Origin of the sequence: Hoeflea phototrophica DFL-43 (assembly GCF_000154705.2) — a bacterium.
In the GTDB taxonomy this organism is placed as follows: Bacteria; Pseudomonadota; Alphaproteobacteria; order Rhizobiales; family Rhizobiaceae; genus Hoeflea; species Hoeflea phototrophica.
Map to the genome: position 1 here is coordinate 4,245,408 of NZ_CM002917.1, position 14,020 is coordinate 4,259,427.

Annotated in this window: 10 protein-coding genes; 2 read left to right on the plus strand and 8 right to left on the minus strand. The window is 53.5% G+C overall.

Annotation, left to right across the window (positions count from 1 at the left end; all coding sequences use genetic code 11):
- Positions 1–925: 925 nt before the first annotated feature.
- Both HPDFL43_RS21510 and HPDFL43_RS20090 read left to right on the plus strand, forming a co-directional pair.
- A complete protein-coding gene (locus HPDFL43_RS21510; protein WP_007199257.1) occupies positions 926–1,570 on the plus strand; it encodes a hypothetical protein in 645 nt (214 codons plus the stop codon).
- 24 nt (positions 1,571–1,594) lie between these two features.
- Positions 1,595–1,918 (plus strand): DUF3768 domain-containing protein, encoded by a 324-nt coding sequence (locus tag HPDFL43_RS20090; RefSeq protein ID WP_040450614.1) that lies wholly within the window; start codon positions 1,595–1,597, stop codon positions 1,916–1,918.
- Positions 1,919–2,312: 394 nt separating this feature from the next.
- Here the strand turns inward: HPDFL43_RS20090 and HPDFL43_RS20095 are convergent, their stop codons facing one another.
- From HPDFL43_RS20095 to HPDFL43_RS20130, 8 genes are all read right to left on the minus strand, one after another.
- Positions 2,313–2,783 carry a hypothetical protein gene (locus HPDFL43_RS20095; RefSeq protein ID WP_007199259.1) on the minus strand — a complete coding sequence of 157 codons (471 nt, stop codon included), beginning with the start codon at positions 2,781–2,783 and terminating at the stop codon, positions 2,313–2,315.
- A gap of 33 nt (positions 2,784–2,816) precedes the next feature.
- Positions 2,817–4,631 (minus strand): response regulator receiver domain, encoded by a 1,815-nt coding sequence (locus HPDFL43_RS20100; protein WP_007199260.1) that lies wholly within the window; start codon positions 4,629–4,631, stop codon positions 2,817–2,819.
- Positions 4,624–7,599: an ATP-binding protein gene (locus tag HPDFL43_RS20105; protein ID WP_007199261.1), complete on the minus strand. Its 2,976-nt coding sequence runs from the start codon at positions 7,597–7,599 to the stop codon at positions 4,624–4,626. Before HPDFL43_RS20105 ends, HPDFL43_RS20100 begins: the two co-directional genes overlap by 8 nt.
- Entirely contained in the window at positions 7,596–8,726 is a 1,131-nt protein-coding gene (locus HPDFL43_RS20110; RefSeq protein ID WP_007199262.1) for a DNA cytosine methyltransferase, read from the minus strand. Before HPDFL43_RS20110 ends, HPDFL43_RS20105 begins: the two co-directional genes overlap by 4 nt.
- 445 nt (positions 8,727–9,171) lie before the next feature.
- Positions 9,172–9,720: a recombinase family protein gene (locus tag HPDFL43_RS20115; RefSeq protein ID WP_007199263.1), complete on the minus strand. Its 549-nt coding sequence runs from the start codon at positions 9,718–9,720 to the stop codon at positions 9,172–9,174.
- 768 nt (positions 9,721–10,488) lie between these two features.
- Entirely contained in the window at positions 10,489–10,941 is a 453-nt protein-coding gene (locus tag HPDFL43_RS20120; RefSeq protein ID WP_040449398.1) for a hypothetical protein, read from the minus strand.
- Positions 10,942–11,047: 106 nt separating this feature from the next.
- Complete coding sequence (locus HPDFL43_RS21810) at positions 11,048–12,142, minus strand: aminoacyl-tRNA deacylase (protein ID WP_084594736.1); 1,095 nt, start codon at positions 12,140–12,142, stop codon at positions 11,048–11,050.
- Positions 12,139–13,863: an FAD-binding protein gene (locus HPDFL43_RS20130; protein WP_007199266.1), complete on the minus strand. Its 1,725-nt coding sequence runs from the start codon at positions 13,861–13,863 to the stop codon at positions 12,139–12,141. Before HPDFL43_RS20130 ends, HPDFL43_RS21810 begins: the two co-directional genes overlap by 4 nt.
- Positions 13,864–14,020 lie beyond the last annotated feature (157 nt).

Below are 14,020 nucleotides of genomic sequence, written 5' to 3' on the forward strand. Positions count from 1 at the left end.
CTAATAGGTTTTTGGTCCCTATATAGGACATTTGTAAATTCTTTATTATTCAGTGGTACAATAAATTCCGTGTTTCCATAGTTGGAAACCCCAAGGTCACTTTGGGGTTGTTTTGGGTGATGAGGGGGGTTTTTGTTGCACGTTGAGAAGGCTTATTGTTCTGATGGGTTTTGATCCGGGCAGAGAAAAGTATCTTTTTCGTAAGATGATTTATTGATAATTTTCATGGTGATTGAGAACAGTAATGTAAAGATGTAGGTGATTCTGAAGACCGAATCCCCTTCCTGTAAACCGCCTTATAAACAGAAGGTGAACCATTCCGGTAGGGGGAAAATTCGCTTTGGTCTTTTGGTCGCCGATTGAGCGTTTGCCTAGAACTATTGGTTGAGGCGTGGGTGCTCACCGTAATTCAGGTTTGCGGCTTTCACGGGGTTTTGAGTCTGTCGATGTGAGATCAATGAAGATCTTCCCCCAAGGGCGGGCTATCCAGGTATCTTGATGTCTTTGGCGTTCATAGGTAAATGCGGAAGGCGTTGAGTTGCTCCAAGGCCTGAGGCGAAGATAGATAGGGGAAGAGCAGCAGAGATCTTTAGCGGTGTTCTGAGGGTCTTCATGGTCTCGGTAAGGAAGATGGCGCCGATCAGCTGTCCTAGGCGATAACATGTAGTGGAGGCCGCTAGTACGCATCAAGCCACTCGTACATTCCGTCAGTCGTGGCAGTCCGGTTGCCGCCGATTGCCGCATTGCGCACCCTCATTGATTGCAGTCACGATCCACACAACTTGACAATATGAATATATTCCTATATGTTTGTATTCGTCTGAGCCATTCCGACTTCATGGCTCTCGCTCAATTCGGCGATGGTTCAGCTTGTTGATGAACCCACGCGAGGCTTCAAGCTTCCGACACCAAATTGAGGATCAAAATGGCACAAGCAGCAAAAAACGAAATCAACCCAACCGATGCGCCAGCCGAGGTGGCAACCGCTACCGGCGCGGCCGATACGCCCGCAGTTGCCGTCGTGTTCCGCAACGGCAAAGACACGCCACGGGGGGCGTGGTTCCCCGCCGACGACATTGAGGGTGTGCTCGCCGGTGCCGCAGAGATGGGCATGCAGGCTGTGAAAGCCAGCACCGATGAGATCATCAGCCTTGCTCAACGACTGCCTAAGGGCCGGATCTTCGACAGCGGAAAGCTCTTCACCCCGCTGATCCAAACCAAGGTCTATGACGAACTCATGACCCACCTCCCCGAACATGGGATCACGGCCAAGCCGAGGCTGGTGATGAGTGCAGCTTCAAGCGACGACGGTGATGCCGATGCGGAAAGCCCAGGCGCATCAGTGCCCGAAGGCACGCGGCCGACGGACTGGTCGCAGATAACCGTGGGGTCACTGGTCCTGGCCGAGGAAGCGAGAATGGAGGGCTGGTTCGAGGCGATCATTCTGGAGGTCTGCCCCAAGCACGTTTTCAAATTAAGGTACCGTGATTACCCCGACGATCCGATCATTACCCGTCATGTGTCCAGGCTTGCGCTGATGATGCAGCTCGACGCTGCGACCAGCGCTTAAACGGCCAAGCGAGGGGTGATGGCCATGGGCAGCAACCAAATTCAAGTTCTCAATGATCGATTCCGTCAGACCTTTCTCGGTGGCCGAGTGATGATGACTGCGGGCGTTGCTGCCATGGCCTACGACGACCGCCGGACCCTCATCGACAGGGTCCGGCATTTCGATGAATTTTCGCCAGACAATGACCCGTACGGCGAACATGACTTCGGCTCCATCGACCTCGGTGGATGCCGATATTTTTGGAAAATTGAATATTATGATCCAGCGCTGACATGCGGTTCATCTGACGCCAGCGACGAAACCGCCACACAGCGCGTGCTGACGCTGATGCGTGCCGAGGAGTACTAGACCAGAAAAAACTCACAAAGCCGCCACACGAGCCGCTATGACGATTGTTAGCCGTATCCGCCAAAGCTCTGCCAAGCCAACTGAAGATCATGACGCTTCACACAACGACTGCTATGCGCCCCCACTCCCGCGGTTCGCTCGATACCTTCAGCTCCCTGAAAGCTGCCATAGGGGACGCCAACAATGTCGTTCCGCGCAGTCCTTTGGTCGACCTAAAGATCGACAGCACAAGGCTATCGAGGCTATTTCTGGCTTTGATGACATTGCCAAAAGCGTAAAAATGCGAGTGTGTTTGCGATCAGAGCGACCGCTGGCTCCATTGAGGGTTGGCAGGCAGATACTTGCTGCTGCCCGGACGGCCACCGGACCAGAGTTTCGCGATGACCACAAAGACTTAATTGCTAGTTGTCCTTGCCAAAGGCGGCAGATCCAAGAGCTTCCTAGCAAGCCGGTGAAAGTTCGGCAGGTGATCGACAAATGCCTCAGCATACCCTTCGTTGAAGACCAGCCCCACCTCACTGCCCATGGCCTGCTGGATGATCCGGTCCATGGTGTCGGGAGATGCCGTGAAGAGGATGTTGGGCACATCGCTCATGTTAGCCGAAGTTCCGATCAAGCCGCCGTTGCAGGAACTAATGGGCGTGCCTCCGAGAGCAGAAATCGCTATGACCAAACCCGCGACACCAGGATCCAAGAGAGAGGTCAATCCGATGGCACCCATGTTGTCCTCGACGACATCTTCGGCCTCCTCTGTGTTCCACCCAGCTTCGGCTAGGTCGGCAAGCAATTGAGCCTCATCCAAGCTGCGCAGCCCACGGATTCCTTCATCCCAGCGGATTTCCACCCCTGCGCTGCGAAGCAGCATGTATCTTTCCTCGAATAGGTCGGCTGGCGGGCGTCACTCGGTTGGTGCAGAAAAGTCGAGACCGATCCTAGTAAACTCAATGCCCAATTTCTGGATCAGGTTTAATGCATACTCGTATCGCAACTGGCCAACCAATTTGGCATCGACCTCTTTCACCTGCATTTGCTTTTCCTTGCTCAAGAGGTAGCTCAGGCTAAGCTTGGCGGTGTGGTCCTCCTCGATCACAAATTTTCCGAAGTCGGCAGCCATAAAGAGGCGCCAAATCGGTGAACCAAACTGGCCACCCCGTGGATAGACTGTGTAAGTCTTGATGGCATCGTCTTCCTTGAGGAATATCAAGGTGTTTGAGTTCACTTCAGAACTCGTATACGTCTGCCAAGGAGTTAATCTGACCGCAACGAACGGTTTTACAGATGCCTCACGGGAATTCAGGACAGCTATTGATGCCTTTTGGAACGGTACCAAATCACAAGACGGCGAAAGGCATACCCACATCTCCTTCTTTATCTTGAAAATGTGACCGGGATTAAGGTGCCAACCGGAGAGCTGCTTGGTCGATATGTGAGCGTTGTAGTGAGCAAGTGCTTTGGTGCTCTCCGCTTTCACAGAGGAATTGATCGCGTAGTACCTCGAGAACCCCGGGCGCTTTGGGTTGGCTTCGCTCGGATCGGCTCGCAAAACCTGCAAACCGAAATCTACAGCCTTCTTGCCAATCTGATCGAGCAATCGCTCCGTGTGCCGCGCAACATGGCTTTCCAGTAAGTTTTTTCTACGATTTTGAACCGCCTCGGGAGAAGGATCCAGCGGAGCTTTTCTGAGCTCCTTATAGTAGTGCCAATATGCGTACTTATCGCTTAAGGCATGGTGCTCAGCTCCAGCACCTTTCTGACTGATCTCAGCGCGAATGTGAGCGGACATTAGCCTCGATGGGGATGGGCGCCAATCTACGATTGCGGTTTGGAGAATTTTAAGCAGTTGGGTATTCTTCTTGTCGGCGAAGGCGATGAAGCCGCCGTTGGTTCGTATCCACGGCTTACGTCGGTTTCCGGGCTTGCTCCATCGTAGATCTCTTGGAGACGCTTCATAGGATGCAACTTTCTTATCGTGTGATGACATCCCCCATTCCATGACCTTAAGGCGTTGGTCGTCATCCCAACCGGCTTCATCCGCAATGGCACGAAAATTGGCAAACTCGGGCGACGACTTCATGCAGTCCGCCCGCTCGCGTCCATTCCGTTCAAAGCCTTGGAGTGCAATATAAGCGGTTGCGTTTAGGGCCTTCTTCAAATCTTCAAAAACGTCCGCGAACCGCTCCTCTCCAGTGTCCTCCAAGGCTTCGACCAAATTGAAGCCCTCGACGGCCCTGTCATCGGATATGTTCAGTGGAGTTAGCAGTGACATCAAGATGGTGTTGAACGGGTCAATCAGATCGCCAATCGCTGTATGGATAACCACCAGGTTAAAGTGATTGTTATTCAGCAAATCCGCTACAATCTGTGCAGCACGGACACCATGCGGTTCGTTCTTTTCAAGCTGATAGTCGAGCACCAGAAGGTCGGACTGGCACAAATAGCTACCGATCTCTTCGTTGTGTTGGCCGTCATGAATGTCCACTGTCAGCGCGGGTGACATTTGCCGAAACTGTTTGACCACCTTCAAGATTTTGTTCTTGGGTGTCCAACGTTTGGTGTCGGAGGCATCATAGCCCTCCTCACCGAAGACCTGCTCCCAAGTTGGATATTGGTCATCGATGATCAGCACCGATTTGATAGGGTCAATGAAAGCCTCCTTGACCAGATCCGAAAACGTAACCTTGGGTTCCTCAGCCGCAATTGCCAGTTCAGTCATTAATATTCGCCCCCCGGAACTTCATTGCGAAGTTCGCGCCGGACAGGATCTTCCTGTCGTCCTCTTGCACATAACGGATTGTGTGTCCTCCGGCGGCGAGATTGGCCTGAGACAAATATAGGCCTATGCCGCGCCCACCCTCGATCTTCCGGGTGAAGAACAAGGTGAACAGGCGTTTCAGATCTATCTCGTCTACGCCAGGGCCGTTGTCGGCCACGAAAACTTCGTCATCCCGGACATCAAGTAAGATCTTCGGACCCTCAACTCGTGCGTTGACCAACCAATAGATACTGTTGTTCACGAGGTTCACGAACACCGGCAGCAACCGCGATGGCTGGTCGAAAACGTTGAACCGCCGAAACGCCGGGGTGGCGACCAACTCTATGCCACTCTCGGCAAGGGTGCGCCCGAAAAAATCCGAGACGTACTGATCGATGTAGTCTCCTCCGATGTCTCGTGGCTGCGGGCGGCCTGCCATGCGTAGTGGTCCGAGGAAATCGAGGATCTGTTTGAGGCCAGCATAGCCCATGGCGAGCTGTTCAAGGTCCTTATCCTTCCCAAGCTTTTTCTTGAGCTTCAGAATGCCCTCGTCGATGACAGAGTCATGGGAATGGAGCTCATGGTCGAGAAATTCGACGGTAATGCCTAGCTGCGCCAGCCCATTCAAGCGATCGACGGTGCTGCGAAGTTCGTTGTTCTCCTCGCCAGCGAGAATAGCGACTGCTTGGATGTCGATGCTTTCCTTCAGATTCTCCAAGGCCAGTATATAGTTCTGGAACAGCAGCTCATTCTCGCCGTCGATCCTATTTTTGGCATCGACGACAGATCGGGAAGCTGACGTCAGCGATAGCCTGCCGCTGGCTGTCTGCTCGATCAGCGGCATAGTCTCCTCCCGCAAGAGCTTGTTGCGCTCAGAAACCAGGTCGCTAATGCGATCACGTTCCGCGTCTTGTAATACCCTTATCTCCTTGGACCAGCGGGTTACACGCGAAGTGAGCTGACCCTCATTACGCTGGATCTGCTTGAGTACGATCTCTTCCGGCGACGGTGGATTTATCTTTTCGACGGCACTGGCGATGCTGTTGGAGAAATCTGCAACCATTTGGTTCAGTTCGGTCATCGCCCGACGATAGGATCGATATTCTTCCTCCAGGGTGCCGAGCGGCGACGGCGCACCAGGCAGCCTGAGTTCAGCTATGCTCGCTTGGACCGCCTCTAAGCACTCTTGCGCGGTCGGGATGTCATCGGCAAATTCGATGCGGGTTGCCTTTATGTCCGCACGCAGTCGTTCCGACACAGAAGGGATGCTGGCGATGCGAGCTTTCAGATTCTTTCGGAATGACCTGCGCTGCTTCTGGCGTAGCTTTGCCTGAGACTCCTTTGCCTTGTGTTCGGCGAAATTACTTCGAGCGTCCGCCAATTCCACGGCGCGGTCATCGGAGTTTGAGCCAAAATAGTCGTAAGCAGACGACCTGAGGATGTTGACGATCAGGACCTTGAGAGTTTTAGCGGCCTTGTTGACGATGAACCCTTCGCGTCCAGCCTTATCCTTAAGATTGGGGTTGTGTTCGCGACTTATGGCTATCCGACCGAATATTCGGCGGGAGTTCCAATACTCTCGCCCGGCATTGATGCTGCGTCGCTTTTCGATCTCGAAGAAGTCGTTATCTTCGCGGCCATACGGCAGTACGCGCAAGCCGTTGCGGTAGATCATCAGACCCGCATGAGGAGAGGCGTGCTGCTTGAGATACTCAAACTCAATAGGAGTGTGGCTGGTGTTCTTCGGTTCTTGCTCGAATGTCGCGAAATAAACGTCGACCGGTCCAAGCAAGGTCCCTGACCCAGTTGGCAGAACGAACTCCTTGGGGGGACGAATTTCGTACTCGGTTCCAACTTTACGCCACTTGCCAAAGGACTTGATTTGCCCCCTGAACACACCTTTTTCGTCGATGCGTCCGTCGACGATATGCTCCATCCGATCCGTAAGCGATCTGTTGAACTCGGCAGCAGAGCCGATGATCTTGCGAGAATGACCGTTCGAGGAAAGAAAGACACCGTACTCGAAATCAGGCATCGCTGCGTTGATCTCAGGTATCGCGGGATCATAAAGTGGATCTACAAACCCTCCCAAGGTCCTCTCGAACCGGGCTTTGTCCTCCTTTGCCGTCGACAGTTGACTGTTGGCAGGTAGAAGTGCCGCGAATTCTTCGCTGGCGCCGGAGACCACCATGGCGGTGCCTTTATCGGCAGCTCCGGACCAGGCACTCCATGGGGCCAGATATTCGTTGGTAAGCTTGAACGATCTGCAAGCCGTCACAATAGATAGCGAGGGCGCTGCTTTATCGCCGTTCCGCCCCTCTGCCTGCACAGCCAGATCATATCTGGACCAGGCGTCGATCATCCTGAGTGACCGTCCATCTTCCAGACCTGTGCCAAGCACGTTCTCGAGGAGCGCCTCGGTCATTAGAGGCAGAAATTCGGTGATCTCGTTATGATCGTCAAACTCGATAACTGGGATCTCGATGTCAGTGAGGACAAGAAACGGATTCTCAAAGAGCCGCCAATCGATCAATGCAGCAGCCATTTTCTGCCGCCGGCGCTTGGTGAGGAGCAGCATCAACGGACCGAGGTGTGCGGACGATAGCCGGCCAATGCCCTTTTGACCTTGGCGCGTTCTTGGTTCCAGTCCATCACGATCTTCGTCAGAACGACCATCGCCAAAAAGCTTAGATTCTGTACCGACAACCAACCAACGATCTATTAGTTCCTCTATGTTCATACCATGGCCATCATCGGCGATGGTCACAACCAAGGGATCCTCATCGAAAATGGTCAACGACACCGATCGGGCGTACGCGTCATAAGAATTTTTCCACAGCTCTGAGATAGCTGTGGGGACGTCAGCGATCTGTTCGCGCCCCAAGTGATCGACCGTACGTGCCGTGGTCTTAAAGCCGACTGTCCTCATGCCTCGATCAACTCGCCAATGTCGGAGGCTCCTCGCTCTGGGATCACTATCATCGTCTCCGGTTCGTTCTGGAACAGAAGAGAACTGATGTGCCGAATAAGGACTTCGCCCAGAGCAACGGGGACCGCATTCCCGATTTGCTTACCAGCGGCCATCAAACCGCCAACGAAGATGTAGTCGTCCGGGAAGGTCTGGATGCGCGCCGCCTGACGGGCAGTTATTCCGTGATGAAGGACGGGATGCACGAAACGTCCCTTGGACGGATTGATGCAGGCAGTTGTCATAGTAGGGGCTGGCTTGCTCGGATCTATGCGGCCATAGACGTCTTTGTGACCATCATGATCGACATGGCAAGCGAGCACTCGACCCGAATCTCTGCGACTGCCTCCATTTGCTGGCGTGCGCTTGAACGCGGCGATCAGCTCCGGTCCGTGATTCATGTGTACGCCATTGATGTCATCTTCGGGCATGTCCTCGAAGGCGGTTTTGCAGGACAGCCAAGGCTCCAAGCCGAACGTCGTCGCCGTTTCCGGTTCACAATGGGTCCGGGCTGGCGGCCATTCGAAACCATCCGTAGATACGTCTCTACGGATGCCTAGAATGAAGACCCGCTGCCGGCGTTGGGGGGTGCCATAGTCTCGAGCGTCCAATTTCTGAGGCTGGTAGACAACGTAACCGCTGTCGCGAGCCTGTCCGTAAAATTCATCGAGGTAGCTCTTATGGCGCGGCCATAGCATGCCGGGAACGTTCTCCATCAGGAACGCCTTGGGTTGTAGGCTGCGCACGAAAGCAAAATATTCGTGTATCAACGCATTACGTGGGTCGTTTACACCAGCATCGTTGATCCTGTGTGTCGAGAAGCCTTGGCATGGCGGACCGCCTAGTAGCAGGTCGCAATCGGATGCTGGAAAATGTTTCTTCGCCAAAGCCGACGCGCTCAGCGAGGTAATGTCCCGATTGTAGACGACAACGTTTTTGCTGCGATGGTCCGCGCCGATATTGTTCCTGAAGGTCGTCGCGGCGTTCTTGTCGAACTCGACCGCGAATACGATCTCGCAGCCCGCTCGCACGGCAGCCAGGGAAAACCCACCAGCGCCAGCAAATAGGTCCACCACTTTAAGTTTCACGCCAGTCAAAATATTCTACCGCCCCAACGCCATGACATAGGATGCCCACGACCTGACTCCATTGTGTCAGGACCATAACTTACAATTGCACAAAACAGAATAGGTCGCTGCCTCAAAACGCCGACCTCTGGCGCTGACTGCCGATCCAAACGCCGTCACATATTTGCGAAAGCAGCGATCGAATTCGGATGGTTGGACTGCAATTCATCTATGTATGGGCTACCCCTATTATTTACCGACAAACATGAACCATCGGCACCACGGCGTCACCATAAGTTTCGTTTCCTTTGCGTTAACAAGACCGGCCCTCATAGCACTATCGACATGTAACTTTCGAAATGCCAAATCTGCAGGCACACGATCGGATAGGGTCGGCAGCCAAACGTCCACTATCCGTGCTGATCACCCGGAAGCAGACAGTCCGCTTCCGGCCCCATTTCGAACATCACACATTCTCGTTCAGGATCCTGTAGACCTGCATCCGCGAACAATCCAAGATCCTTGCTATTGCGGATGGCTTTTCGCCAACACCTGCCAATCGTTTGACTTCAATTCGATCAATTCGCTGCTTGCCGCCCTTGTACCGGCCAAGCGACTTGGCGCGATCGATCCCTTCACGCTGGCGCTCCTTGATGAACCGGCGTTCCATTTGAGCCACCATGCCAAGTACGGTCATGACGATCTGACCCATGTCGCCCTTCGTTGAGACGTAGGGATCGAGCACGGTGACAAAAGCCTGTTTCTGCTCGCATTCATGGATGATGTTCAAAACATCGCGGGTATCGCGACCAAGCCGGTCCAACCGTGTGACAATTAATTCGTCGTCTGGCCGGAGGAAACTGAGAATGGTTGCCAGCTCATCGCGGTCATCGCGGCTCTTGCCGGATACCTTTTCCGAGCGGATGAGACTGCACCCTTCAGCGGTCAGCCGTTCTGTCTGTATGTGCAGGTCCTGGTCGGTGGTGCTGACGCGAGCATATCCGATGCGTGCCATATGTAACTCCAGCTTCTAGACCGGAGTCTACGATGTCACAAATAGACCAAGTCAAGGCTGATGTTACGGGTTTCTGGCGCTTTCGATACGTAACACCAGAGTATACTTTAGTGTTATCAATTAATTTGAGAGCTACAACGCGTTAAAATATGAAATTGGGCGGAGTTGACAGAATATCGAGGACCCCGCGAAACTATCGTCCTAAGCCGACCTTGGGGTCGTAAATTCAAAAGTCCGTTGTGCGCCGTCAATGTGGTCGTTCGAATCCTTTCGACGACTTCCAAGAGCTGCCGTTGCGCCGATCTACCGCTTCAGAACATCGTCGAGTTCTCTTGCCGCTTCGCTCCAAGCATGCCATGCATGGACGACCGTCTTATGTACGTACGCACCTACATCGAGACCGAACTCTTCCGTGAACCCGTCTGCTGACCGTCCACCATCAGTGGAGCTGATCGCATAACAGCACGCATTGCCTCATAGACCGTCCCGTGTCTCTTCGCTTTTCTGGCGATCGTTACAAGGTCATTCAAAACGTCTGGGTTGGGTATTTCATGCCAGCGAAGCTCAGCTGGGCTTCGCTGGCATGAGGTTGCTTTCCGCCAGTTCCCGCAGTCTCGCTTGCAAACAAATAGAAGCGCCTATGCTGGAGCGTGGCGGATCCGGCCCTGCTTTCCACAACAGAGAACCCACCAATCAGTGAACTTCGTATGGCTAACATTATAAGCCTTGCATGAATCGGCTGCCAACGTGGCCTTGGCACGGACCAACTCAATCTGCCTTACTTATTTCAGCCCGACATTGACCTAGCAGCAACGCCGAATTTCGCAGTTGGCGCGATATCTGCTTGGCGTTTCCGTCTTTGATGTTCATGACCACAAACTTAACCGGTTCGCAGAACCAGGAGCCAGATACCCTTTTAATTGAAGTCAGGGCGACACCCGTTGTCGGAACATCTGGATCCAACAAGTGATCCATGTTCATTTCCGAATTGCAGTCCATCTCGGTCGCAAGTATCTCGACAAAACGCATATTTGGCGATCCTTCTCGAAGAGCCGTCAACAAAAGGACTGAAAGCAAGTCCTTAGACAGCTGGAGAAGATTCGCTTGATCGACGTTCATACCTGTCTCGTGAAAAATCGCCCCGGCAGCTCGCTGCGCGCTTTCCCATGAACGGGGCAGCCAGGCAAAATCAATATCGTCAAGTGTTGAAGCATGCTTCATTCGTCTTTCCTCTTCTTGAAGGTAGAAGCCAACTCGCGCGGCTATTCTCGAGGCGTAGTACCGTAGGATTTCTTCGTCCGCGGCGTGTAGAGCGAGTGAATTCTTGTCATGCTATTGTGAACTCGAGAACCTGGAAGCGGCGCATCGCTAGAAGGCTGGAAACTCTGATGCGGAGCTGATTACCGGGTCTGCCGCCATTGACGTAGACGTGTGAGAAAGATGTCACCGCCTCGTCGCAGACAAACTCCAAGTCAGTATCAAGAAATGGTGTAACGGCTCCACTCATAAATCCACCGGTTGCTTCTGCCACATCTTCTTGGGGTATCAATTCGATCCGAGAAGAACCAAGTGCAGTTGCAAGACGCTTGAAGTCCACGCGTCTTTCGTAGCCAAGCACCAGACAAAATCGGCGGTCTGCGGCTTGGCAGATAAGTGTCTTCAAGACACTGCCACGTAATTCATTGGTTAAGAAATTCGGATACACACCTTCGTGCGGCTTATGATAGCGCTGACGAATATAGTGCCCTTGTGCTCGAAGCTCTCTGGCAGCAGGCGTCTGCGCGATTTCCACGATCGGAATCGGCTCTACCGTTGCACGAGCGGTATTAATGAGCGAATGGAACATCCTGAGAGCGTCGTCCAAGCGCTTGTTCGGTAGGCCTGGGACCTTCATAATCCGGACCACGGCATCCGGAGAGGCCTCCTCCAGCATATAGTCGTGATTTAGTCCAGACTCAGGCGCATGTACGACATTTGAACCATCATAGATCGCAATAGGTCCAGGTGCTGTCGATTTCGTTCTAAAGCGTCCCAAGTGCAGTCCCTTTTGCATAGGGGGTTTAAAACACTGAAAGCTCACTCCGGATCCGTACTCAGCAATCATGCATGCATCCACCAGCCGAGAAATTGAACGATAGCTCTTGTCGTGGAATCTAAATGCCTGCCGGAATGGTGTTGATACCCGCTTCCCGCGAATTCCTGTTGCCTTGTAGAACTCAGGATAAGTCCAGGAAAATTTGACCTCTGATACTGCTTGGGCATTACCGCAAGTGGCGCGGGCTGCGGCCGTGGCCATGTCTTCGGCATGCCGCCGCTCACTATCGCATGCATAGGCTCGGATACCGGAGACTCGGAAAAATGCAAACTGGAGGTCCGGGAATTCCCGGACCTCTTCTGACATGGTCACAAAAGGACGGATCATGCCGCTTCCTCCGGTGATAGAGCGTCATTCATTGTGCCAGCCCGGTAAACACGGGAGGTATGCATCACTCCGTCCTCGCTCATCCGCACAGAAGTATTGTAGATGTCTATTTCACCGTCAGCGTCTGTGCGGTAATGCGCACCGACCGAATTGGTTCGTTCGATAGCTGCGCTGTTAACAGCGCGTGACAGTATGAGTTTTTGATAGAGCGACCGCATCGCCGCGCATGGCAGAGAAAGGTCTCGCGCCGGAACTTTGATGACATTTGACGCGACCCGAGCAAAAACATCGTTCAATAGCAAACGTGCTAGTTGAAGACCGTCACCCGAACGGATCGGCCCGACGTGATGCCACATGGTCTTCTTGATCAAGGCGTCCAATCGGACTGTCTCCGACACGTCTGGAAGGTTCAGCAATGAGACAACGCATTTTGTTGGATCGAAACTGCCGGTTTGACCAGCGTCAGAACGCGCAGCCGCCTCGCCAGCGATTTTTCCGAACACGAGTGCGTCCGAAACGCCGTTCCCGCCCAAACGATTGCCTCCGTGGATCCCAGCGGCGTCTTCACCGCATGCAAAAAGCCCTTTGATGCTGGTCTGTGCATGAATATCAATCTCGATACCGCCCATCCAGAAATGTGCCGCAGGGCTGGTTTCGACCTGTGTAACCTGGGTAAGATCAACGTACGTACGAAGGCGTTCCAACATGTACGGAAAGCGCTGTTGCAGAAACTGCGGTGGCAGCATAGAGAGATCAAAAATGACGCCGCCGTTAGGCGTTCCACGCCCCTCCATGATTTCACGGTAACAAGCACGCGCGTTTACATCGCGTGTGGCACGTTCGGCATCTTCATGTTCATACTTCATGAAGCGCTCTCCGTGGACGTTAAAGAACTGGGCTCCCTGAGCGCGCAGCTCTTCCTCCATGATTTCGCCGTGCCCCTTGCGCCCCGGGCGCGCCAACCCAGTTGGATGAAATTGCATCATTTCACTGTCCATCAGCGCACCACCCGCTTCGAGGAAACAAGCAGCGGCAGTCGCTTGTTTGTCGTCGGAGATTGTTGCAATGGGGTACACGCATGCACCTCCACCCATGGCCGTAATGCCCACGGGAGCAGCAACATATTCAGTCTCACCAGTCACCGTATCCATCACGATCACGCCACCAAAGACATTGTCGGCGATCACGAAGCTGAGTACTTGCCGGCTGTGAAGCGCCTCCACACCGCATCGGCGTGCTTCTTCCCAGAGGCGAGTCACGCCAGAAAGGCCCAACATATCCTGTGCATGAACGGAGCGTGGATGTGTGCTGCCGCCGTAGAATCCTGGATCGTATCGGTCGCCGATCTTGTCAAATTGAACGCCGAGCTGCTCCAGTTCGCGAATCGCTTCCGGAGCACCTTCACAAAGCGTTGCGACAAGCTCAGGCTTGCCGATACCGCCGCCGCCACGAAGCGTGTCACTCGCATGAACAGCGACACTATCGCCGGGATTCATTGCTGCATTCGCACCGTGTGTTTTGTGGGAGCAGCAGCCGTAGCCATTATTTGGACCAGCAGTCAGAAGTCCAACGCGTGCCGTCGGTCTCGTCTTCTTCGCGGCAACAGCTGCGCGCAATCCCGCAAAGCCGCCGCCCATAATCACAATGTCGTATCGCATCTCATGGATTACGCTGGATCGGAAACTTTTGATCTCTGTGCCGGATGGTTTTGCCTGGTTCATGACTTCCTCCTTCGAGCGGGGGGGGTGAAACCCGCTAGCAAGAGCAGTTTGAACGATCGCTGGGCAACGTCTAGGAAATGAAATCGGCTCGCGAATTTTCAAACGCCGAGGATATTCTTTGATTCTGCGATTGAGACGATTGTGTATTCTTTTTTTG